General features: G+C 67.4%; 21 protein-coding genes. 9 read left to right on the plus strand and 12 right to left on the minus strand.

Translation table 11 applies throughout. From position 1 onward, the window contains the following. The first annotated feature begins 35 nt into the window (after positions 1 to 35). From G7Y85_RS18710 to G7Y85_RS18740, 7 genes are read left to right on the plus strand one after another with little or no spacing between them, the layout of a single operon-like run. Positions 36 to 1,040 (plus strand): AAA family ATPase, encoded by a 1,005-nt coding sequence (locus G7Y85_RS18710; RefSeq protein WP_166261117.1) that lies wholly within the window; start codon positions 36 to 38, stop codon positions 1,038 to 1,040. Further along, positions 1,037 to 1,930 carry a DUF58 domain-containing protein gene (locus G7Y85_RS18715; protein ID WP_166261120.1) on the plus strand — a complete coding sequence of 298 codons (894 nt, stop codon included), beginning with the start codon at positions 1,037 to 1,039 and terminating at the stop codon, positions 1,928 to 1,930. The genes G7Y85_RS18710 and G7Y85_RS18715 overlap by 4 nt, the downstream gene beginning before the upstream one ends. Next, positions 1,927 to 2,394 carry a DUF4381 domain-containing protein gene (locus G7Y85_RS18720; RefSeq protein ID WP_166261123.1) on the plus strand — a complete coding sequence of 156 codons (468 nt, stop codon included), beginning with the start codon at positions 1,927 to 1,929 and terminating at the stop codon, positions 2,392 to 2,394. Before G7Y85_RS18715 ends, G7Y85_RS18720 begins: the two co-directional genes overlap by 4 nt. Next, the gene (locus tag G7Y85_RS18725; protein WP_166261126.1) at positions 2,391 to 3,356 is read left to right on the plus strand and encodes a VWA domain-containing protein; all 966 of its coding nucleotides are present in this window, start codon (positions 2,391 to 2,393) and stop codon (positions 3,354 to 3,356) included. Before G7Y85_RS18720 ends, G7Y85_RS18725 begins: the two co-directional genes overlap by 4 nt. Then, positions 3,353 to 4,363 carry a VWA domain-containing protein gene (locus G7Y85_RS18730; protein WP_166261128.1) on the plus strand — a complete coding sequence of 337 codons (1,011 nt, stop codon included), beginning with the start codon at positions 3,353 to 3,355 and terminating at the stop codon, positions 4,361 to 4,363. Before G7Y85_RS18725 ends, G7Y85_RS18730 begins: the two co-directional genes overlap by 4 nt. Further along, complete coding sequence (locus G7Y85_RS18735; RefSeq protein WP_166261130.1) at positions 4,360 to 5,322, plus strand: tetratricopeptide repeat protein; 963 nt, start codon at positions 4,360 to 4,362, stop codon at positions 5,320 to 5,322. The genes G7Y85_RS18730 and G7Y85_RS18735 overlap by 4 nt, the downstream gene beginning before the upstream one ends. Beyond that, a complete protein-coding gene (locus tag G7Y85_RS18740; RefSeq protein ID WP_166261132.1) occupies positions 5,319 to 7,073 on the plus strand; it encodes a BatD family protein in 1,755 nt (584 codons plus the stop codon). Before G7Y85_RS18735 ends, G7Y85_RS18740 begins: the two co-directional genes overlap by 4 nt. A gap of 33 nt (positions 7,074 to 7,106) precedes the next feature. Here the strand turns inward: G7Y85_RS18740 and G7Y85_RS18745 are convergent, their stop codons facing one another. Then, positions 7,107 to 7,772 carry an HAD family hydrolase gene (locus G7Y85_RS18745; RefSeq protein ID WP_166261134.1) on the minus strand — a complete coding sequence of 222 codons (666 nt, stop codon included), beginning with the start codon at positions 7,770 to 7,772 and terminating at the stop codon, positions 7,107 to 7,109. Positions 7,773 to 7,895: 123 nt separating this feature from the next. Next, positions 7,896 to 8,858 (minus strand): RluA family pseudouridine synthase, encoded by a 963-nt coding sequence (locus G7Y85_RS18750; protein ID WP_436286645.1) that lies wholly within the window; start codon positions 8,856 to 8,858, stop codon positions 7,896 to 7,898. Between the two features lie 267 nt (positions 8,859 to 9,125). On the opposite strand from G7Y85_RS18750, the gene G7Y85_RS18755 reads away from it, so the two are divergent. Then, positions 9,126 to 12,140, plus strand: coding sequence for an Rne/Rng family ribonuclease (locus tag G7Y85_RS18755; RefSeq protein WP_166261136.1), 3,015 nt, complete (start codon positions 9,126 to 9,128; stop codon positions 12,138 to 12,140). Positions 12,141 to 12,234: 94 nt separating this feature from the next. On the opposite strand, the gene kdsB is transcribed toward G7Y85_RS18755, so the two are convergent. From kdsB to msbA, 4 genes are read right to left on the minus strand one after another with little or no spacing between them, the layout of a single operon-like run. After that, on the minus strand, positions 12,235 to 13,014 hold the full coding sequence (gene kdsB / locus G7Y85_RS18760; protein WP_366515004.1) for a 3-deoxy-manno-octulosonate cytidylyltransferase: 780 nt from the start codon (positions 13,012 to 13,014) through the stop codon (positions 12,235 to 12,237). Further along, positions 13,011 to 13,193 carry a Trm112 family protein gene (locus G7Y85_RS18765; protein ID WP_166261138.1) on the minus strand — a complete coding sequence of 61 codons (183 nt, stop codon included), beginning with the start codon at positions 13,191 to 13,193 and terminating at the stop codon, positions 13,011 to 13,013. The genes kdsB and G7Y85_RS18765 overlap by 4 nt, the downstream gene beginning before the upstream one ends. 11 nt (positions 13,194 to 13,204) lie before the next feature. After that, complete coding sequence (gene lpxK / locus G7Y85_RS18770) at positions 13,205 to 14,200, minus strand: tetraacyldisaccharide 4'-kinase (RefSeq protein WP_166261140.1); 996 nt, start codon at positions 14,198 to 14,200, stop codon at positions 13,205 to 13,207. Next, on the minus strand, positions 14,197 to 15,960 hold the full coding sequence (gene msbA, locus G7Y85_RS18775) for a lipid A export permease/ATP-binding protein MsbA (protein WP_166261142.1): 1,764 nt from the start codon (positions 15,958 to 15,960) through the stop codon (positions 14,197 to 14,199). Before msbA ends, lpxK begins: the two co-directional genes overlap by 4 nt. Positions 15,961 to 16,032: 72 nt before the next feature. On the opposite strand from msbA, the gene G7Y85_RS18780 reads away from it, so the two are divergent. Continuing rightward, positions 16,033 to 16,374 carry an HIT domain-containing protein gene (locus tag G7Y85_RS18780; RefSeq protein ID WP_166261144.1) on the plus strand — a complete coding sequence of 114 codons (342 nt, stop codon included), beginning with the start codon at positions 16,033 to 16,035 and terminating at the stop codon, positions 16,372 to 16,374. Positions 16,375 to 16,549: 175 nt separating this feature from the next. On the opposite strand, the gene G7Y85_RS18785 is transcribed toward G7Y85_RS18780, so the two are convergent. The 6 genes from G7Y85_RS18785 to G7Y85_RS18810 are packed head-to-tail and all read right to left on the minus strand — an operon-like array spanning position 16,550 to position 20,835. After that, the gene (locus G7Y85_RS18785) at positions 16,550 to 17,575 is read right to left on the minus strand and encodes an FAD:protein FMN transferase (protein WP_366515005.1); all 1,026 of its coding nucleotides are present in this window, start codon (positions 17,573 to 17,575) and stop codon (positions 16,550 to 16,552) included. 7 nt (positions 17,576 to 17,582) lie between these two features. Then, positions 17,583 to 18,452 carry a DUF4198 domain-containing protein gene (locus G7Y85_RS18790; RefSeq protein WP_166261148.1) on the minus strand — a complete coding sequence of 290 codons (870 nt, stop codon included), beginning with the start codon at positions 18,450 to 18,452 and terminating at the stop codon, positions 17,583 to 17,585. 25 nt (positions 18,453 to 18,477) lie between these two features. Further along, positions 18,478 to 19,008 (minus strand): DUF2271 domain-containing protein, encoded by a 531-nt coding sequence (locus tag G7Y85_RS18795; protein WP_166261150.1) that lies wholly within the window; start codon positions 19,006 to 19,008, stop codon positions 18,478 to 18,480. A gap of 6 nt (positions 19,009 to 19,014) precedes the next feature. Beyond that, complete coding sequence (locus tag G7Y85_RS18800) at positions 19,015 to 19,665, minus strand: PepSY-associated TM helix domain-containing protein (RefSeq protein WP_166261152.1); 651 nt, start codon at positions 19,663 to 19,665, stop codon at positions 19,015 to 19,017. Next, positions 19,662 to 20,090 (minus strand): ExbD/TolR family protein, encoded by a 429-nt coding sequence (locus G7Y85_RS18805; protein WP_166261154.1) that lies wholly within the window; start codon positions 20,088 to 20,090, stop codon positions 19,662 to 19,664. Before G7Y85_RS18805 ends, G7Y85_RS18800 begins: the two co-directional genes overlap by 4 nt. 4 nt (positions 20,091 to 20,094) lie before the next feature. After that, the gene (locus G7Y85_RS18810; RefSeq protein WP_166261156.1) at positions 20,095 to 20,835 is read right to left on the minus strand and encodes a MotA/TolQ/ExbB proton channel family protein; all 741 of its coding nucleotides are present in this window, start codon (positions 20,833 to 20,835) and stop codon (positions 20,095 to 20,097) included. Positions 20,836 to 20,837 lie beyond the last annotated feature (2 nt).

Genomic DNA, 20,837 nt, shown 5'->3' on the forward strand with positions numbered 1-20,837 from the left:
AACGTGCTTTGCCACCGCGACGAGGAACTTCGTAGATGGATGATCGCAGCACGGCCGGACCGCGCGCCGCAGCAGACCCCACCCTTACCGCCTTCAAGAGCCTGCGCAGCTATCTGGAATCGCAGATCCTCGGCCAGGAACGGCTGATCGAACGGCTGCTGATCGCCTTGCTCGCCGACGGCCACCTGCTCGTCGAAGGTCCGCCGGGCCTCGCCAAGACCCGCGCGATCAAGGCGCTGGCGCATGGTCTCGACGGCAGCTTCCAGCGCGTGCAGTTCACGCCGGACATGCTGCCCTCGGATCTGACCGGCTCGGACATCTACCGCCCGGGCGAAGGCATCTTCCAGTTCCAGCGCGGCCCCTTGTTCCACAATCTGATCCTCGCCGACGAGGTCAATCGCGCACCGGCGAAAGTGCAGTCCGCCCTGCTCGAAGCGATGGGCGAGCACCAGATCAGCGTCGGCAGCGCGACCTATCCGCTGCCGCGCCTGTTTCTGGTGATGGCGACTCAGAACCCGATCGAGCACGAAGGCACCTATCCGCTGCCGGAGGCGCAGCTCGACCGCTTCATGCTGCACACGCTGGTCGACTATCCGGATCGCGCCACCACCTTGCGCATCATGGCGCTGAACCGGCGCGAGGCCATCACCGCCGAGGAGCTGCCGCCACCGGCGTCGCGGCTGTCGCAGGACGCCGTGTTCGCGGCGCGCCGGCAAATCCTCGGTCTGACGCTGGTCGATGCCGTCGCCGAGTACATCGCCGCGCTGGTCGACGCGACCCGGCGACCGGCGCCGTACAGCGCCAAGCTCGGCGAATGGTTGCGCTGGGGCGCGAGCCCGCGCGCCGTGCTGGCGATCGAGCGCGGCGCCCGCGCACTGGCCTGGCTGCAGGGCCGCGACTACGTGAGCCCCGAGGACGTGCAGGCGATTGCGCCCGACGCACTGCGTCATCGCCTGCTGCTCGACTACGGCGCGCAGGCACGCGGCGTGACCGCGCAGGCCTGCGTGGAAGAACTCCTGAGCCAAGTCCCGACGCCTTGATCCTGCCCGATCTCGACGAATTGCTGGCGCTGCGCGGCGCGGCGCAGGGGCTGAAGCTCGGCGCGCGACGTGCAGCCCTCGCCCAGCTTCAGGGCGGCCACCGCAGCGCTCAGCGCGGGCGCGGCCTGGAGGTCGAAGAAGTACGGCCCTACGCAGCGGGTGACGATGCGCGCAGCATCGACTGGCGCGTCACCGCAAGGCGCGGCCGACTGCACACCAAGCTGTATCGCGAAGATCGCGAACGCCCGGTATGGCTGCTCGCCGATCTGCATGCCGGCCTGTTCTTCGGCAGTCGGCGCCAGCTGAAGTCGGCGCTGCTGCTGCGCACCGCGGCGATGCTCGGCTGGGCGGCGGTCAACGGCGGCGACCGCCTCGGCGCCGTACTGGCCGATGGCCAGACCGAGCCTCTGATCCTGCCACCGCGGGCGCGTCAGGCCGGCGTGCTGCCATTCCTCGAAGCCCTCGTCGAACGCCAGCCGCGCGCGCCAGGCCGCGCTGCGGCGGACAGCCTGCAGCGTGCCCTGCAGACCGTGCAGCCCCTGCTCAGGCCCGGCAGCATGCTGCTGCTGCTCAGCGACTTCAGCGGCCTCGACGAGCACGGCGAGATGCAGCTCGCCAGCGCCGCGGCCCGCTGTGACTGCCGCCTGCTGTGGCTGAGCGACCCCCTCGAATCGAGCGGCCTGCCGCGTGGCCAGTACCGCCTCGGCCTGCCGGGCCGACTCTGGTGGCTGGACGGCGAGCGCAGCCGCGACGCCTGGCAGTCGGTCTGGCGTGAGCGAGAACATCGCCTCGAAGCCGTGACACGCCGTCTCGGTCTGCCGCTGGCGAGGCTGACGACCGCCGATCCGGTGACCGTCACGCTGCCACGTCTGCTGCGCGAGGCCGCATGAACGGCGCGACCGACAATTGGCTGGACCAGCTCGCCCCGGCCCACGCACCCGCCCCGCCCGGCTGGTGGCCGCCGGCGCCGGGCTGGTGGTTGCTGCTGGCCATCGTGATCATCACCGTCACGACGCTCGCGATCATCTGGCTGCGCCCGACGCAACGTCGCCGTCGCAGTGCGCTGCGCGAATTGCGCGGCCTCGAAAGCGGCCCCGGGGACGACATCGCGCTGGCTTGCGGCCTGGAAAATCTGCTGCGCCGCTACGCGCTGGCGCAATTCGGTCGTGACAGCGTCGCACGGCTCAGCGGCGATTCGTGGCTGGCATTCCTTGCCGCGCATGGCGGCGGCGCGCTGGCCGGCGATGCCGGTCGTGATCTCCTGCGCTCCGCCTACGGCGGCGGCGCACCGGGCGCGGCGCGCGCCCTGTGGTTGCAGGGTGCGCGCGGATTCCTGCGGAGCCGGCACAAGTGATTCACTTTGCCTGGCCAGGGATGCTCTTGTGCCTGCCGCTGCCATGGCTGCTGGCGCGCTGGCTGCCGGTGGCTCGGCCCGACGGCGCGGCGCTGTTCGTGCCATTCGCCGCAACGGTTGCCGCGCAAGGCACGCTCGGCGCCAGTCCCCGGCCGCGCTGGCGGCAGCTGCTGTTCGTGCTGATCTGGCTGGCACTGATCGCGGCGGCCGTGCGACCGCAATGGCTGGGCGCACCGGAACCGGTGCCGACCACCGGACGACGACTGCTGCTTGCCGTCGACGTGTCCGGGTCGATGGCCACTCAGGACATGGCCGGCGGCTACAGCCGCCTGCAGGTAGTGCAGAGCATCGCCGGTGATTTCATCCGGCGCCGCCATGGCGATCAGGTCGGGCTGATCCTGTTCGGCACCCAGCCATATCTGCAGGCACCGCTGACCACCGATCTGAAGACGGTGGACCAGTTCCTCGGCGAAGCAGTGGTCGGCATTGCCGGCAAACAGACCGCGATCGGCGACGCCATCGGCCTGGCGATCAAGCGCCTGCGCGCGGACCCGGCGCAGGCGCATCACGCCGGCGACACGGTGCTGATCCTGCTGACTGACGGCGAAAACACCGCAGGCGCGATGCCGCCGCTGAATGCCGCAAAGCTGGCCGCCGATTCGAAGCTGCGGGTCTACACGATCGGCGTCGGTGCACCGGTCGAGAACGGCTTCTTCGGCAGCAGCGGCAACACCGATCTCGACGAGGACACCCTGAAGAAGATCGCCGCGGCGACCGGCGGTGAATATTTCCGCGCCAACGATGCCGGCGATCTGCGCAAGATATACGCGCGCATCGATCAGCTCGAACCGGCCGCGGGTCGCGATCAGTGGTACCGGCCGAGCAGCGAATGGTTTGCCTGGCCGCTGACGCTGGCCCTGCTGCTGAGCGTACCGGCGGTCGTCCTGCGAGGCCGGTCATGAGCACGCTGACGAGCACATTGCAGGCATTCCATTTCCTGCGGCCGCTGTGGCTGATCGCCCTGATTCCGGCCTGGGCCCTGTGCGTGTGGCTGGCGCGGCGTCAGCGCAATGCCGGCAGCTGGTCCGGTGTCATCGACGCCGAGCTGCTGGCCAGCCTGCGGCTCGACGCCGGAATCACGACCCGCCGCAGCGCGGCATGGCCGTGGCTGGCGCTGGCCTGGACCCTGGCGCTGCTGGCGCTGGCCGGACCCAGCTGGCAGCGCGACCGGACGACAGCCTATCGCGGCGCCGATGCCTGGGTGCTGGTGCTGGACCTGTCGCCATCGATGAGTGCCCGCGACGTATCGCCGGATCGCGTCACGCGCGCGCGCTATGCGATCGACGATCTGCTCGGCGCTGCGCACGGTGCGCGCGTGTCACTGGTGGTGTTCAGCGACGAGGCTTACACCGTCACGCCGCTGACGGACGATATCGCCACCGTACGCACGCTGCTGCCGCCACTGGCACCCGAGCTCATGCCGACACGCGGCGACAGCCTGGCACCCGCCCTCGCGCAAGCCGACAAGCTGCTCGACGGCGTCCAGGCCAGGGCGGCACATGTCGTTGTGTTCACCGACGGCTTCGCCGATCCGGCCGCGGCGTTCGCCGCTGCCGCGAAGCTGCGCGCGCGCGGCGCGCGGCTCGACGTCGTCGGCATCGGCACGCGCGACGGCGCACCGGTCAGCGCCGACAACGGCGGTTTCGAACAGGACGACCACGGTCGGCCCGCGCTCGCACGCCTCGACACGGCGCGACTGCAACAGCTGGCAACCGCCGGCGGCGGCCGCTACACCGACCAGCACGACATGCCGGCGCTGCTCGCGGGCTTGCAATCGCAGCACGAGTCCTTCGCTGATGCGGTGGACCAGCAGGACGTGCAAGTGCAGCACTGGCGCGACGGCGGTATATGGCTGCTGCCGCCGTTGCTGCTGCTGGGCCTGCTGCTGTCGCGCAGAGGCTGGCTGTGAATCGCCGCACCGTGCTCGCACTCGGCGCCGCAGCGAGCATCGCGTTCGTCGGCAGCGCGCAGGCCGCCGACTCCTGGAATCGCCTGTGGCGCAATGCCGATCAACGCGGCGAACAGCTGCTGCACGAAGGCAAGGCGGCCGATGCAGCCCGGACCTATCGCGATCCGCATCGCAAGGCCTACGCCGAGCTCGCAGCCGGTGACTACGCGGCCGCAGCCCGGGACTTCGGCCGCTTCGACGATGGCGACTCGCAATACAACCGCGGCAATGCGCTGGCGCACAGCGGCGATCTGAGCGGCGCGTTGCAGGCATACGATGCGGCGCTGGCCCGCGATCCGCACAACGAAGATGCCAGACATAACCGCGATCTCGTCGACAAGGCGCTCAAGCAACAGCAACAGCAACAGCAACAAGGGTCGCCGCAATCGCAGCGGAAAAGCCGGCAGCAAGGCGGCGGACAGAACCAGTCGGGTGACGCCCAAAAATCGTCGCAATCGTCGCAGTCGTCGCCATCCGGAACGCAGCCGCAGTCCACGCCGGATGCGCAAGCACAGGCCGCTCGGCACGCCGCGAAATCTTCTACCTCACCGGCATCGCCGGACGGCGACAAGGGCAGCGCATCAGCCTCGAGCGCGACACCGGTGCGCTCCGCGCCGCAAGCGAACGGCAAACCGCCGTCGAGTGAACCCGGAAACACCGCGCAGGATCGCGCAGCCGAACAGGCGCAGGCGCGGCGCGATGCGCAGGATGCCGTCAGCGCGAAGCAGTCCGAGTCCGCGGCGCCAGCCGCGCAACCGCCACCGCAAGCCGCCACTGGCGGCGAGGACCGGAAAAAAACCGAGCAGCAGATCGCCGAGGAACAATGGCTGCGCCAGATTCCGGACGATCCGGGCGGGCTCTTGCGACGCAAATTCATGATCGAACACCTGATGCGGCAACAACAGGATGGTCCGCAATGAAACGACCGTTGCGAGCCCTGGTGCTGGCTGCGCTCCTGCTGATGGGCCTGCCGGTGCACGCCGCGGCGACCGCAGAACTCGATCGCGACCAGGTACAGCCCGGCGACACCGTGCAGCTGAACCTGCAGCGCGATGGCAGTGGCAATGCCGAACCGGATCTGGCGCCGCTGAGACGGGACTTCGACGTCCTCGGCAGCAGTCGCGGGTCAAGCATCGAGATCATCAACGGCAGCATCAGCCGACATCAAAGCGTGCGCGTCACGCTGTCGCCGAAGCATGCCGGCACGCTGAGCATTCCGCCGCTGGCCTGGGGAGGTGAACGGACGCAGGCCCTGCAACTGACGGTCGGCAACGGAGGCGGCGCACAGACGCAGGGCCAGGCGGCTGCTTCACCTCACGTCTTCATCACCAGCACGCTCGACGAGCAGCGCCCGTACGTGCAGTCATCGCTGCTGTTGACGGTGCAACTGCACACCGATCTGCCTCTGCAGCAGGCCAGCCTCGACTTCAACGGCACGAGCGACGTGCTGGTGCAGCAGGTCGGCAAGGATCAGCAGAGTCGCGAAACGCGCAACGGCCATGGCTTCGACGTCATCGAACGTCAGTATCTGCTGCAGCCGCAGCGCAGCGGCAAATTCGAGCTGGACGGACCGACGCTGGACGCCGAAGTGGCCGACCGCACCGGTGGCGGACCGTTCGGCAACGATCCCTTCTTTTCGGGCATGCTCGGTGCTACCCGGCCGATACGCGTGCATGGCGATCCGATCAGCCTCGACGTGCGGCCGCGGCCAGCCGCCGCGCAAGGCAGCGACTGGCTGCCGGCGCGCAGCCTGAACCTCGTGCAGACCTTGAGTGCGGACCCGCAGCAACTGCACGCCGGCGACCCGCTGACCTTGCATCTGCATTTGCGCGCGGCCGGCCTGAGCGGCGCGCAATTGCCGGACCTGAGCAGCAAGCTGCGGCTGCCCGACGGCGTGAAGGCCTACCCGGACCAGGCCAAGCTCGATACCACGGTCGACAACGGTGAGGTCGTCGGCACGCGCAATCAGGACATCGCCCTGATCGCCGGCCGCGCCGGTCGCTATCAGCTGCCGGAACTGCACCTGCCCTGGTGGGACCGCAAGGCCGACGTCCAGCGCGAGATCGTGTTGCCGGCGATGACACTGGAGGTTGCCGCGGCCGGCGGCGCGGCCGGCAGCCCGCTTCCAGCTGCGGCAGACAACGCAAACGCCGAGCACAGACCGGCAGTCGGGCCGGCAGCCGGCGATGCCGGCGCGAGCCGGCAGCTACCGCTGTCGGCGCGGCTGCCGAGCCGCGACGCGTGGCCGTGGATCAGTCTCGCGTTCGCCCTGCTGTGGCTCGCGAGCTTGTGCGCCTGGGCCCTGCATGTGCGTGCCCTGCGCAGAACGGTCCGGCCGGACAGCGCGTCTGCAGGCCGGCGCGCCAAACGCCCGGACGCGCGCAAGGCCTTCCTTCAGGCCTGTCGCCGCCACGATGCGATCGATGCGCAACGCGAGCTCTTGAACTGGGCACGCCAGAGCGACCCGGCACAAGCGGCAAGTGGTCTGTCGGCGATCGCACAGCGCCTGGGCGACGCGCGTATCGCCGAACTGCTGCAGGAGCTGGACCGCGCCTGCTACGCCGGTGCCGACTGGAATGGCGAGGCCCTGGCGGCGGCGCTCGATTCACTGGATGCGCCTCGCAAAAACCGCAAGGCGAAATCGTCCGAGCTGGCGCCGCTCTACCCCTGAACGCCGGACGCCGGGACCGGCACGAGCGGACGGCTATGCGCTTCGCGCGGTCGCCAACCAGGCCGGCAGATCGGCGACGCTTTCCAGCAATGTGCGGGCACCTGCCTGCAGCAGGCGCTGCGGAGCATGCACGCCGCAGGTCACGCCGATCGCCGGCATGCCGATCGCCGCCGCCATCGCGACGTCGTATTCGGTGTCGCCGATCATCAGCGCCTGTTCGGCCTGCAGACCCTCGTCGGCGAGAAGTTCACGCAGCATCAGCGGATCGGGTTTCGAAGCGGTTTCGTCTGCCGTGCGCGAATTGACGATCAGGCCGCGAATCGCGTCATGGTGTGCAAGGGAACGGTCGAGGCCGCGTCGGCTCTTGCCGGTGGCGATCGCCAGGCGCAGGCCATCGCGGCGCAAGGCTTGCAGGGCATCGAGCGCACCGGCGAACAATGCGGCTTCACCCGCCCCTTCGGCCAGCCATTGCGCGCGGTAGCTGTCGAGCAGCCGGCGCAAATGACCGAGATCGGCGTCGGGGTAGAGTTTCAGCAAGGCGTCGTTGAGACCCAGGCCGATCAGTTCGGCGATCGCCTGGTCGCTGCGCGGCGGCAATTGCAAGGCGACGATCGCGCGCTGCATGGCGCCGACGATCTGGCTGGCGGAATCGGCCAGCGTGCCGTCCCAGTCGAAGATGACGAGCTGAACATTGCGCATTTGTTTACCTGAGTGCCGCCGCCCATGGCGGCACTGCATCTCCCGATCGAGCCCTTGCTCGGCTATCCATGGCCGAGCGTTCGCCGCTGCGCGAGGCAGTGCCTCGCAAGCGCAACGGCTCACTCATCGCCGCGCTTTGTCGGCGCGCGGCAGCTTGTCGAGGACCGCCCGCAGTTCGTCTGGCAGCGGCGCGTTGACGATCAGCTTGCCGAACTCGCCCTCGGCATTGAACTTGAGAAAGTGGGAGTGCAGAAACATGCGCTTGAGTCCCAGCTCGCGCAGCGGTTTGTTGTCTTCGCGCTCGCCGTATTTGGTGTCGCCGGCAACCGGATGACCCAGCGCCAGTGCGTGCACGCGAATCTGGTGCGTACGTCCGGTGAAAATCTGCACCTCGCACAAGGTCGCGTCGCGATAGCGGCTCTGCGGCGAGAATCGCGACTTCGACGGCTTGCCGTCTTCCTCGTCGACCTGCACGCGGCGATCGCCCGGCAGGCTGCGCTTGACCAGCGCCGCGTCGACATCCCGGTCTTCGCCGCGCCACTTGCCCAGCAGCAAGGCGAAATAGCGCTTCTCGGCCTCGCTGTTCTTCAGCGCCTTCTGCCCGCGCAGCAACGCCGGTCGGCTCTTGGCCAGCAGCAGCACGCCGCTGGTGTCGCGGTCGAGGCGATGGACCAGCTCGATGAATTCGTATTTGTTCCAGGCGCGCACCGCTTCGATGACGCCGTACGGCACGCCGCTGCCGGCATGCGCGGCCAGACCGGCCGGCTTGGCGATCGCCAGATAGTGTTCGTCCTCGTGAACGATGGCCGCACGCAGGACATTGAGCACCGCGTCCGGCGGCCGCGCGATCTGCGCCTTGTCGGCCGCACGCACCGGCGGAATCCGGACCTCGTCGCCGCTGGCGAGTTTTCTTTCCGCCTTGACGCGACCGCCGTTGACCCGCACCTGACCGGAGCGAACGAGCTGGTAGACATGCGACTTCGGCACGCCAGGCAACTGTTTCAAAAGGAAATTGTCGATCCGCTGACCGTCGTCCCCGGCCCCTGCGGTGACATATCTGACTTGTGGACGATCTTGTGTCAAAATACCGACTTCCGTTGATTCAGGACGAAATTTTCCGTTCGCGAATCGGCGGTTACGGAAGAAAAATGAGATGCAGGGTGCGCCGTCATTGTACCAGCCCCACATCCACTCCGAATTCCAATGCCTGCGCGCAAAACTGCGCCCCGGCTTTGATCTGAAACCAGCATCGCGCAAAGCCGCGCCGGGGAGACTCCATGACGATTGGCGATACACGCCGGATCCGGGACGAGTCCTCCGTCGATGGCTGCTGCGCTCCACAGGACTTTTTACATGAAACGCATTTTGATCAATGCCACGCAGCGCGAGGAGCTGCGCGTGGCCATTGTCGACGGGCAGAAGCTTCAGGATCTTGATATCGAAACCGCTGCCCGCGAACAGAAGAAGGGCAACGTCTACAAGGGTCGCATCACGCGCGTCGAGCCGTCGCTCGAAGCCTGCTTCATCGAATACGGCGCCGAGCGTCACGGCTTCCTGCCGGTCAAGGAAATCGCGCGCAACTACTTCAAGGAAGGCAAGTCGGGCGGCAACCTGCGCGAACAGCTCGAAGAAGGCCAGGAAATCATCGTCCAGGTCGAAAAGGAAGAGCGCGGCAACAAGGGCGCGGCCCTTACCACCTTCGTCTCGCTGGCCGGCCGCTATCTGGTCCTGATGCCGAACAATCCCAAGGCCGGCGGTGTCTCGCGCCGCGCGGAGGGAGACGAGCGCGAAGAAGCCAAGGAAGTGCTCGACAAGCTGGAAATCCCGAACGGCATGGGCGTCATCATCCGTTCCAACGGCGTCGGTCGCACGCTCGAGGAAATCCAGTGGGACGCGAACTATCTGGCCGAGATCTGGGCGGCGATCGAGAAAGCCGCTGCCGAGCGCAAGGGCGCGTTCCTGATCTATCAGGAAAACAACATCATCCTGCGCGCACTGCGCGACTACCTGCGCGCGGACATCGGCGAAGTCGTGATCGACAACGCCGAGGTCTACGAGCAGGCGCGTACGCACATGGAGCATGTCAGCCCGCAGAACCTTGCGCGCCTGAAGCTGTACAAGGACGAGATCCCGCTGTTCTCGCGCTATCAGATCGAATCGCAGATCGAACTGGCGCATGAGCGCAATGTGCGCCTGCCGTCCGGCGGCTCGATCGTCATCGATCCGTCCGAGGCGCTGACCGCGATCGACATCAACTCGGCGAAAGCGACCGGTGGCGGCAGCATCGAAGACACGGCGTTCAACACCAATCTGGAAGCGGCGGACGAAATCGCCCGCCAGCTGCGCCTGCGCGACCTCGGCGGCCTGATCGTCATCGACTTCATCGACATGAACTCGACGAAGAACCAGCGCGAAGTCGAGCGTCGCCTGGAAGCGGCTGTCGAGATGGACCGTGCTCGCATCCAGATCGGCAAGATCTCGCGATTCGGCCTGCTCGAACTCTCGCGTCAGCGCCTGCGTCCCAGCCTCGGCGAACACACGCAGATCGCCTGCCCGCGCTGCGCCGGCCGCGGCCACATCCGCAGCGTCGAATCGATGGCCTTGTCGGTGTTGCGCCTGATCGAAGAAGAAGCGATGAAGGATCGCACGGGCCGCGTCATCGCCCAGCTGCCGGTCGACGTCGGCACCTACCTGCTCAACGAAAAGCGTCTGGCCGTTCGCGAGATCGAGGCACGCTATCGCACCTACATCACACTGATCCCGAACCCGACGCTGCAGACCCCGAACTACGAGATCAAGCGCGTGCGCGCCGATTTCCTGCAGCTCGACGGCAACAACAGCAGCAGTTATCAACTCGCGCAGGACTTCGACGCCAAGAGCCAGGAAGAACTGGGCAAGAGCAATGTCGCCGTGCAGCGCACGCTTGCCGAGCCCGCGGTCAAGCAGATCCTGCCGTCATCGCCGGCTCCGATCGTCGTCCAGCAGCCGGTGCAGGTCGTCATGCAGCCGGCAGCCGTCGGCGAAAGCATCTGGACCAAGCTGATGCGTCTGCTCGGCTTCGGCCCCCGCCCCGCCCAGCCCGAGATCAGGGAAACGGCGCCGGCCAAGTCGCCGCGTCGTGACGGCCGCCGCGACGAGCGTCGCGGCAGCGGTGGTCGCGACCAGCAGCGTCGTGATGGGAGCCGCGGCGAAGGTCGTCAGGGCCAGCGCGAGCGCGGTGCGCAGCAGCCGCGCCCGCAGCAGAACGCGCCACGCAATGCGCCGAAGCCGGATGCGCAGCGCACCGCACAGCAGCCGCGCAATCAGCAGCAGCCGGCCGCGGCACGCAACAATCCGCCGGCACGCAACAATGCCGCGGCCGCCGCGACGCCCACCGCCACACCGGTGCTGCGGCCGGAACCCGATGCCGCGACGGCAGTGCTTGCCGTCAACGACGCGGCGACGGAAGCCACGAGCGTGGTGGCGAATGGCGCCACTGCAAACGCCGAAGCGCCGCGCAACGGCGAAGCCCGCGAAGGCGGGGCTCGCACGGGCCGCCGCCGCCGCCGCGGCGGACGCGATCGCCGCGAGCGCGCAGAAGCGGCCAATGCCAGCAAGGACGCCGCCGCAACGCCAGCCACGGAAGCGGACAGCGGTCCGGAATCGTCCGACGCTGCGGAAGCGGCTGTCGTCGTCGCTGCCGCGCAGGTCGCGGAATCGACCGAAGGGCGCGAACTCGCCGGCGATGATTCGTCGCGCGACGCAACGCCGCAGCGCAGTGAACGTGCGGAGCGCACCGAGACGCAGCTGCCGTTGCTGAGGGAGATCCCGCGCGAGACGGAGATCGCTGCGGCGAACGCGACAGATCCGGCGCCGACGCCCGTCGAGAACGACGCACCAACCGCCTCCGAAGCCCCGGCCGTCGAGGCAGTTGCCGAGACGGGCGACACCTCGGCAGGCACCGAAGACCGGGCCGATGCCGAAACGGGGGCCGCAGCGGTCGAGACCGCAGCGCTTGCGGTTGAAGCGCCGGCTGCGAGCGAAGCGGTCGGCGTCACCGTATCGGACGTCGAAGCCGAGGCCCCCGCCGCCGCCGCGCCTGAATCGCTTGCAGCGAGTGCCGTCGAAGCAGAACGCGCGCCCATCGATTCGCCGGCGGTCACCGAAGCGCCGTCGCGCGAAGCCGGACCGGCGGTCGCCGTGGCGCAAGCAAGCGAGTCTCCGCAATCGATCGACGCGAGTGACTCACCGACCGCACCGACGTCGCCGCAGTTCCGCGCCAGCGCGCCCGCCGCCGATTACTTCAAGCTGTTCGAGCAGGCAACGGCCCAGCAAAAGGCGGACAAGCCCGCCGAAACCTCGTCGCAGGACGAACACAAACCGGCCTGAAAGGGCTGAAGCGGAGACAAGGAAAAAGGCGACCTCATGGTCGCCTTTTTCTTGCCCGCTGCCGTGCGCCATCGACGCCCGATCGACACTTGCCTCAGCTGCGGCTCAGGATGCGCTCGACCGCCTGCAGATCTTCCTCGGTGTCAACGCCGCGTGGCGGCGGTGCATCGGTAATGCCCATCTTGATGCGGAAGCCATGCGTGAGCGCGCGCAGCTGTTCCAGCGCCTCGCAATCCTCGAGCGGCGCCGGCGGCAGCGCGCTGAACTCGGCGAGTGCAGCGACCCGATACGCGTACAGGCCGATGTGACGAAACGCCAGGCCCGCCGGCAGCCGCGGCTGCTCGCGACTCGCACCCTGACGCTGCCAGGGAATCGGTGCGCGCGAAAAATACAGCGCATAGCCGCGACGATCCATGACCAGTTTGACCACGTTCGGATTCAACCACTCGTCGAGCGCATGCAACGGATGACAGAGCGAGGCGATATGCGCTTCCGGATCGTTGGCGAGCAGTTCGGCCGCCTGACTGACCAGCGCCGGCGGCATCAGCGGTTCGTCGCCCTGCAGATTGACGACGATCGTCGACGCGTCCCAGCCGGCCTGCCGCGCGATCTCGTTGGCGCGATCGGTTCCGGAATTGTGTGTCGTCGCCGTCATCCAGACCGCCGCACCGAAACTTTCGCAGACGTCCTGCACTTCGTCCGAATCGGTCGCGATCAGCACTTCCTCGGCACCGGCGAGACGCGCGGCTTCCCAGACGTGCTGGACGATGGTCTTGCCGGCGACTTCACGCAGCACCTTGCGCGGCAACCGTGTCGAACCCAGACGCGCCGGGATGACGACCTTGAACCGGGCGGCAGCATGCAACCCGCTCACGCCTGCAATTCCTCTTCGGCCAGCGTGCGCGCCTCGTCTTCCAGCATCACCGGCACACCATCGCGCACCGGATAGGCCAGCCGCGAAGCGCGGCACCACAGCTCCTGCACATCGGAATGCCATTCGAGTGGCGCCTTGGTCACCGGGCACACCAGAATATCGAGCAGTCGTTTGTCCATCGTCCCCATCGTCAGCGCCGTCTGCGGCGCTCCTCCTTCAAGGCCTCGACGCATTCTCGCACACGCCCGACATCCGCTTCGGCGAGCTGCGCGGTGACCGGCAGTGCCCACATCCGCTGGTCGGCAAAGCGGCGGCACTTGACCGCGTCCTTCTCGGTCATGATGACGGTCGCGTCGTCGGCGAAGGCCAGATCGTCGGGCCCGTAGGCATGATGATCGGCAAAGGCATGCGATTCGATCTGCAGGCCGGCGCCGCGCAGGCTGGCGAAGAATCGTGCCGGATCGCCGATGCCGGCAAGCGCATGCACGCGTTGCCCCTGCAGCGCCGACAGGGCTTGCGTCTCGCCATCGACAAGACGCCGAAGCGGCGCCGCCTGCAGGTGCATCGGCACGGCCGCATCGTGCATCCAGCCCTCGCCGTTGACGACGATCAGATCGACCTCGGCGAGCCGCGACGGCGCTTCGCGCAGCGGTCCGGCCGGCAGCAAGGCTTCGTTGCCGAGTCCGCGCCGGCCATCGACCAGACAGATTTCCAGATCGCGCGCGAGACGGTAGTGCTGCAGGCCGTCGTCGCTGACGATGATGTCGACGTCGTGCGCCGCGATCAGCGCTCTGGCCGCCGCGACACGATCCGGATCGACGAACACCGGACACCGCGCGCGCTGCGCGATCAGCAACGGCTCGTCGCCACAGTGCTGCACGTCGCCATCAGGCGTCACCTCGAACGGATACTGCGGCGCACGGCCACCGTAGCCCCGGCTGACGACGCCGGGACGCCAACCCCAGCGGCGCAGCTGCTCGACCAGCCAGAGCGTGAACGGGGTCTTGCCGGTACCGCCGATGCTGATGTTGCCGACCACGATCACCGGCAGCGGCAACCGCGGTGCTGCCGCCTGCAGACGCCGACGACGCGTGCGCGTGATGACACCGTACAGCGCGGCCAGAGGCCGCAGCGCGAGCGGCGGCCGTTCGCGCGCGTACCAGCGTCGCTCCAGCCAGTGCTTCAAGCGGCCTCGTCGTCGAACTGCATGCGGTACAGGGCCGCATACAGTCCGTCGGCCGCGAGCAGGGTTTCGTGCGTACCGGTTTCGGCGATCTCGCCGTCTTCCATGACGACGATGCAGTCGGCATGCTGGATCGTCGACAGCCGGTGCGCGATCACCAGCGTGGTCCGGCCTTCGACCAGCCTTTCGAGCGCGGACTGGATCATCCGTTCCGATTCGGTGTCGAGCGCCGAAGTGGCCTCATCGAGAATCAGGATCGGCGCGTTCTTCAACAAGGCACGCGCGATTGCAAGGCGCTGCCGTTGCCCGCCGGACAGCTTGGCGCCGTTCTGGCCGATGGGTGTCTGCAGGCCGTCCGGCATCTTCTCGATGAACTCCCAGGCATGCGCGAGCTTGGCCACCTCGACGATGCGCGCTTCATCCGGTGTCGGCTGCAGGCCGTAGGCGATGTTCTCGGCAACACTGGCATTGAACAGCCGCACCTGCTGGTCGACCAGCGCGATCTGATCACGCAAGGCGGCGAGCGGGTACTCGCGCACATCGTGCCCGTCCACCAGCACCGCGCCGGCATCGGCATCGTAGAAGCGCGGCAGCATCGCGAGCAGCGTGCTCTTGCCGCTGCCGGACTTGCCGACGAAGGCGACCGTCTGACCTGCCTTGATCTCGAGACTGACGCCACGCAGCGCGTCCCGATCCTGGCTGGCGTAGCGGAACCGCAGATCGCGGAACTCGATCGCGCCGCTGGCGCGCTGCAGGCTGCGCGTGCCTCCGCTCACTTCGGTCGGCTCGTCGAGCAGCTCGAACAGGCCCATGCCGGCGGTGATGCCACGCTGCAGCTTCTCGTTGACGCCGCCCATGCTCTTGATCGGCTGCAGCAGGGACAGCATCGCCAGCATGAACGCCGCGAAGGTGCCCGGCGTCATCTGCGCCAGCATGCTCGGCTGGGTCGCGAAATAGACGATGGCCGCCACCGCCCAGGCGGCGATGAACTGGATCAGCGCGCCGCTGCCTGCGCGTGTCGCGACAACCTTCATGCTCAGCCAGCGATTGTCCTCGTTGACGCGCGCGAAGTGGTCGCGCTCGAAGGCCTGACCGTTGTAGATCTTGACGATACGCTGCCCGAGCACGGCCTCGTCGACCGCCTCGGTGACATTGGTGACGCTGTCCTGGATGCGCACGCTGATGCGGCGGAAGCGCCGCGTGACATAGGCGATGATCAGCGCAATGAGCGGCATGACGACGAAGGTGAAGGCCGTCAAGCGCCAGTTCAGATAGAACATGTAGCCGATGTAGAAGACGATCCGCAGCGAGTCCGACAGCGTGCTGGTCAGCACCGTGGTCGTCGCTTCGGCGATCTGCTCGACGTAGTACGTCAGCCGCGACACCAGCTCCGCCGAATTGATGCGATCGTAGAAACGCGATGGCAGATCGAGCAGCTTGTTGAACACGCGGCCGCGCATGTCCTTGACGACGCGACGCGCCACCCAGGCCATGCCGTAGATGGACACGAACGACGAAAGCGCACGCAGCAGGAACAGGCCGACGATGTAAATCGGAATCCAGTGGATATAGGTCTGGTTCTGTTCGACGAAGGCACGATCGAGCAGCGGCTTGATCAGCGCGGCAAAGCCGGTGTCGACTCCGGCCAGCATGGCCGTGGCGATCAGCGCGATGACCATCACCCGCCAGTGCGGCAGCGAATAGCCGAGCAGCCGGCGATAGGTGGGCCAGGCGTTCCTGTCGAGACTTGAGTTTTTTGCCATTTCGATCGCTTTTGCAAGGCCCGCTATGCTATCAAGTTGGCCCTTATCGCTTCAGACCGTGGACATCTGCGCATGACCAAGACCTTGTTCGAGAAGATCTGCGACCGGGAGATTCCGGCCGATATCGTCTATGAAGACGAACTTTGCGTCGCTTTCAAGGACATCCATCCGCAGGCACCGTTTCACGTCCAGCTGGTGCCGCGCAAACCGATCACGATGCTGGCAAATGCCGAACCCGGCGATCAGTCACTGCTCGGGCATCTGCTGCTGACGGCGCCGAAAGTCGCCGCCGCCGCCGGCTTCGGCGACGCCTTCCGGCTCGCGGTCAACAACGGCGCCGCGGTTGGCCAATCGGTGTTTCACCTGCACATCCACATCCTCGCCGGCCGCCCGTTCAAGTGGCCGCCGGGGTGATTCCGGCCGCGCCGGCGAAGGTCGGCCGGTGCGTCGCCGGTCGGAATCATGCCGCGCCGGGAATGGCGAGGCAGGAGTTCAAAAACAGATACCGTCGCGCCGGGGATGGCCATCATCCATGCCCGGACCAGCGCCCGCTGTCGGCCCCATGACCGAGATCGCGCTGCGGCATCGCCTACTCCAGCATCTGCCTGAACGCCGCCGTCGTCCGCTCGAGCGCAACGCCATCTGCACGTTCGACGATCCGCGCTGCAATCGCGCGGCGTTCGGCGAATTCCAGCCCTTGCGACGGCCCCAGCACGGCGATCGCGGTCGCCAGCCCGTCCGCCAGCATGCATGAGGGATGCAGCACCGTGACACTGGCGAGCGTATCGGCAATCGGCCAGCCGCTGCGCGGATCAAGCGTATGCGAACAGCGGCGACCGTCGGCGACGAAACAACGGCGCGCGTCACCCGAGGTCGCGACCGCCAGACCGTGCAGGGCGACGCGCAGCGGCGCGAGATGATCATCGTCGTCGTGCCGCTCGATATCCACCCACCATGGCGTGCCGTCCGGCTTGCAGCCCAGCCCGCGCAGTTCGCCGCCGATCTCGACCAGAAAATGCTCGACACCGTGCGCGCACAGGACTTCGCAGACCTGATCGACCGCATAGCCCTTGGCGATCGACGAAAGGTCCAGCCGCAGGCCGCCGGGCTGCATCAGCGACGCTCGCCGATCGTCGAACGACAAGCGCCGCCAGCCACAGCATGCGCGCGCAGCGGCGATCGCCTCGGCCGACGGCAGCGTCGTACGCGCGCCGGCAGGACCGTAGCCCCAGAGATCGACCAGCGCACCGACGGCAGGATCGTAGGCGCCACCGCTGTCACGAGCCAGCGCCAGCGCCGCGCGCAAGACGTGGACGAAGCCGGCCGGCAGCGTGTGGCGACTGCCGGCCGGTGCATCGTTGAAGCGGCTGATCGCCGACGACGGCAGCCAGGTGCTCATCTGCTCCACGACGACGTCGAGCGCTGCCTGGATCGCCATCAGCAGCGCCGCGTCGTCGATCAAACCGGGCACGAAGCGCGCGGACCAGCAGGTGCCCATCGTCGTGCCGAACAGCTGCCGCAAGCCGGCATCGGCCGCCGGCAACAGCAGGGCATCGAGCGTCGCCGGAATCAGTACACGCGCCGGCGGGCGGCCGGCATCGATGATCGTGCCCACGAGTGGGCTACGGCAGGACTTCAAGCGTCGCCGAATAGCTGAGCCGGCGCGGACGGGCCTCGCCGGCCGGCGAACGCGCCGCAGCCTGCTGGCCACGGGCCGGTGCCTCATCCGGCTCCGGACCTTCGCGACCACCGCCCAGGCTCGCATTGAGCCAGTACAGACCGGCCTGCGGCCAGGTGATCGTGAACTGCCCGTCGGCATTGGTGCGCGCCCTGATCTCGTTCTGCTGGTCGCGATAACGCGTGCCGCCGGCAATGATCGTCACGTCGAGACCGGCCGCCGGCTTGCCGTCGAGCAGCAACTTGAAGTTCGCCGCTTCGCCGACGACCAGATCATTGGGATGTGTCAGCGGCAGCAGTTCCAGGCCGTTGCCACTCGGCGCGAGCGCGGTGCGGTTCGGCTTGCCGACCGTGACGAAGGTCTCGACGCGATTGACCACCTGCGTCACGCGCAGGTTCACGGCATCACCCGGCACTTCGGTCCCGAGATCGGCTTCGCTGCCGCGCCAGCGGTGCGGCTTGCCGTCGGCACCTTGCCAGTTGGCGAACACGCCGTTCGAAACCGAGGCGACGCGGTAGGTGCCGGCCTGCGGCAGCGGTACGTCGAAGACACTGCGAAAGCTTCCCGTCAGCACGTGCTCCGGCGCCAGCGCACTGCCGTCCGGCGCCGTGATCTGCAGATCATCCAGTCGCAGCGGCGCGTGGTTGAAATAGAACAGATCGTTGGAGACCGCGGCATCGACCGTGATCTCGTGATCGCTTTCGGTCAAGACCGTCGAGGACGGCACGAAGAAGGCCTTGTGGGCCTGCGCGGCGAGCGGCAGAAAAATGAAGAGCGCGGCAACCCGCACCCGGTTCGTGATCGAAACTTTCATGAAGGGCAACTCCGGAATGAAGGGCTCAGGGCCTGAGCGCGAGCGTGACGGTGCCGAGTTCGCTGTTGCCTTGTGCCTGCAGCGCGGACGCCTTCTGCACCGGCCAGCTGAACGGGATCTTCAGCAGTTCGCGGCCGCCGGACTCGCGCGCGGCCTCGACGACGAGCTGGTAGTCGCCGGCCGGCAGCGCCGCCAGAGGCGCTTCGCCGGGCACGAACTTCAGTTCGTAGTCGCCGACGGCGCGCGTCGCGCCGCTGATGCCGTCGGCCGGCATCTGCAGATCGCGACCGCTGCGGCGCCACCACTGGCGCAGGTCCTTGAGGTATTTCTCGCCCTCGTGGTCACGCTTGCGAAGGTCGTACCAGACCGCGAGATTGGCGGCGACGCTCTGGTCCGGCCGTTCCAGCCAGGCCGCGACATAGGGCCGGTGATATTCGGCGACGTCCAGTTGCGGGATCTGCAACCTGATGTCGAGATCGGCGGCCCGCGCCGGTGCCGCAGCAAGAGGGCCGAGACTGCCGAGGCCGCAAAGAACGATGGATAGTGAAGCGCGCATGTGATGTCACCCTTGATGGAGAAAGAACAGCACCAGCAGCAACGGCAACAACAGGCCGAGCCCGACCATCGGCCAGGTCATGCGGCGGCGCTGCGCCTGCAGTTGCAGAAGCACCAGGCCGGACAGGCAGAACAGCAGGCAGGCGGCCGCGAACAGATCGATGAACGCATTCCACAGCGCACCGGTATTGCGGCCCTTGTGCAGATCGTTGAGCCAGGCGATCCAGCCGCGATCCGTGCGCTCGTACTCGACGTGCCCGTCGGCCAGTTCGATCGCCAGCCAGGCATCGCCGCCGGGACGCGGCAGCGACACGTAGATCTCGTCGCTGGACCACTCACCACGCCTTGCGTGGACGTCGAGCGCGCTCGCCAGCCAACCACGCAGCGCGGCCGGCAGGACGTCATCCGGCGGCGCGGGCCGGGATTTCAGCGTTGCCAGCAGCGCGGCCGGCAGCTGCGCCTCGCGCTTGCTGATCTGCGGTGTCGCCCCGATCTGCGCGGCGTGATTGAGGGTGATGCCGGTGAACGCGAACAACAGCATCGCGACCAGACAGAGCGCGGCGCTGATCCAGTGCCACTGGCGTGCCTGCTGCGCCCAGAACAGACGCCGCCTTGCACGCAGCGCGCGCGCCAGCAGTTCGGGATCGGCAGCGTTCATTGCGCAGCGGCCGGCGTCGGATCGGTGACGAAGCCGATCTTCGTCAAACCGGCCTTGCCGGCTTCGCTCATCACATCCGCAATCACTTCGTAACGCGTGTCGCGGTCGGCGTGCAGGTGCAGCTCCGGCGCCGGCTCCTTCTGCGCGGCATCGTGGTAGCGCCGCAGCAATTCCGTGCGCTCGACCTTCTCGCCGTCCCAGTACAGCTGGCCGTCGGCGTCGATCGCCAGCTGGATCGTCTCGGCCTTGCTGATGTTCGGCTCGCTCGACGCCTTCGGCAGATCGATCTTCACGGCGTTGGTCAGCAACGGCGCGGTGATGATGAAGATCACCAGCAGCACGAGCATGATGTCGACCAGCGGCACGACGTTGATTTCGGCCATCGGCGCACTGCCGCGATTGCCGCTGAAGCTTCCGAACGCCATCGCGCTATGCCCGCGCGACGGTCGGCTTCAGCGCAGTCACATGCGCCGAGGCCTGAGGATCGATCTTCGCGCCGGTCGCGAGGAACGCGAACAGATCGTGCGCGAATGCGTCGAGCTGCGACAGCGTCACGCGATTGGCGCGGACGATGAAGTTGTAGCCGAGCACCGCCGGGATCGCGACCACGAGGCCGATCGCGGTCATGATCAGCGCCTCGCCGACCGGACCGGCCACCTTGTCGAGTGTGCCGGCGCCGGACAGGCCGATCGCCATCAGCGCGTGGTAAATGCCCCAGACCGTGCCGAACAGTCCCACGAACGGGGCGGTCGAGCCGACCGAGGCGAGGATCGTCAGACCGGATTCCATGTTCGCGGTCTCCTCGTCGATGGTCTTGCGCAGCGTGCGCGTGACGAAATCGCTGGAACTGCCGGCTTCATTGAGCCGGTTGATGCCGTGCCGCTCGTGGTGCCTGACCGCCGCGATGCCGTGATAGGCAAGATGCGAGAACGGCTCGTCCGGGTGCTGGTCTTCGAGCTTGATCGCCACTTCGTTCAGCGACGGCGCATTCCAGAAGAAATCGAGAAAGCGCGCGCTGCGGCGACGTGCGCGGGCATTGGCAAGCGCCTTGGTGACGATCAGATACCAGCTCGTCACCGACGCCAGCAGCATGATGAACAGGATCGCCTTCGCGACACTGTCCGCCTGTTCGATGAAATGGCCGAAGCCGAGACCTTGCGTTGCGTCCATGT

This window comes from Solimonas terrae (assembly GCF_011067135.1).
Taxonomy (GTDB): Bacteria; Pseudomonadota; Gammaproteobacteria; order Nevskiales; family Nevskiaceae; genus Solimonas; species Solimonas terrae.

Excerpts from the sequence above, each read along its gene's own strand:
- G7Y85_RS18710 (WP_166261117.1), top strand. The coding sequence starts at position 36 with ATGGATGATCGCAGCACGGCCGGACCGCGCGCCGCAGCAGACCCCACC.
- G7Y85_RS18720 (WP_166261123.1), top strand. The coding sequence starts at position 1,927 with ATGAACGGCGCGACCGACAATTGGCTGGACCAGCTCGCCCCGGCCCAC.
- G7Y85_RS18730 (WP_166261128.1), top strand. The coding sequence starts at position 3,353 with ATGAGCACGCTGACGAGCACATTGCAGGCATTCCATTTCCTGCGGCCG.
- G7Y85_RS18740 (WP_166261132.1), top strand. The coding sequence starts at position 5,319 with ATGAAACGACCGTTGCGAGCCCTGGTGCTGGCTGCGCTCCTGCTGATG.
- G7Y85_RS18745 (WP_166261134.1), bottom strand. The coding sequence starts at position 7,772 with ATGCGCAATGTTCAGCTCGTCATCTTCGACTGGGACGGCACGCTGGCC.
- G7Y85_RS18755 (WP_166261136.1), top strand. The coding sequence starts at position 9,126 with ATGAAACGCATTTTGATCAATGCCACGCAGCGCGAGGAGCTGCGCGTG.
- G7Y85_RS18765 (WP_166261138.1), bottom strand. The coding sequence starts at position 13,193 with ATGGACAAACGACTGCTCGATATTCTGGTGTGCCCGGTGACCAAGGCG.
- msbA (WP_166261142.1), bottom strand. The coding sequence starts at position 15,960 with ATGGCAAAAAACTCAAGTCTCGACAGGAACGCCTGGCCCACCTATCGC.
- G7Y85_RS18780 (WP_166261144.1), top strand. The coding sequence starts at position 16,033 with ATGACCAAGACCTTGTTCGAGAAGATCTGCGACCGGGAGATTCCGGCC.
- G7Y85_RS18790 (WP_166261148.1), bottom strand. The coding sequence starts at position 18,452 with ATGAAAGTTTCGATCACGAACCGGGTGCGGGTTGCCGCGCTCTTCATT.
- G7Y85_RS18795 (WP_166261150.1), bottom strand. The coding sequence starts at position 19,008 with ATGCGCGCTTCACTATCCATCGTTCTTTGCGGCCTCGGCAGTCTCGGC.
- G7Y85_RS18800 (WP_166261152.1), bottom strand. The coding sequence starts at position 19,665 with ATGAACGCTGCCGATCCCGAACTGCTGGCGCGCGCGCTGCGTGCAAGG.
- G7Y85_RS18805 (WP_166261154.1), bottom strand. The coding sequence starts at position 20,090 with ATGGCGTTCGGAAGCTTCAGCGGCAATCGCGGCAGTGCGCCGATGGCC.
- G7Y85_RS18810 (WP_166261156.1), bottom strand. The coding sequence starts at position 20,835 with ATGGACGCAACGCAAGGTCTCGGCTTCGGCCATTTCATCGAACAGGCG.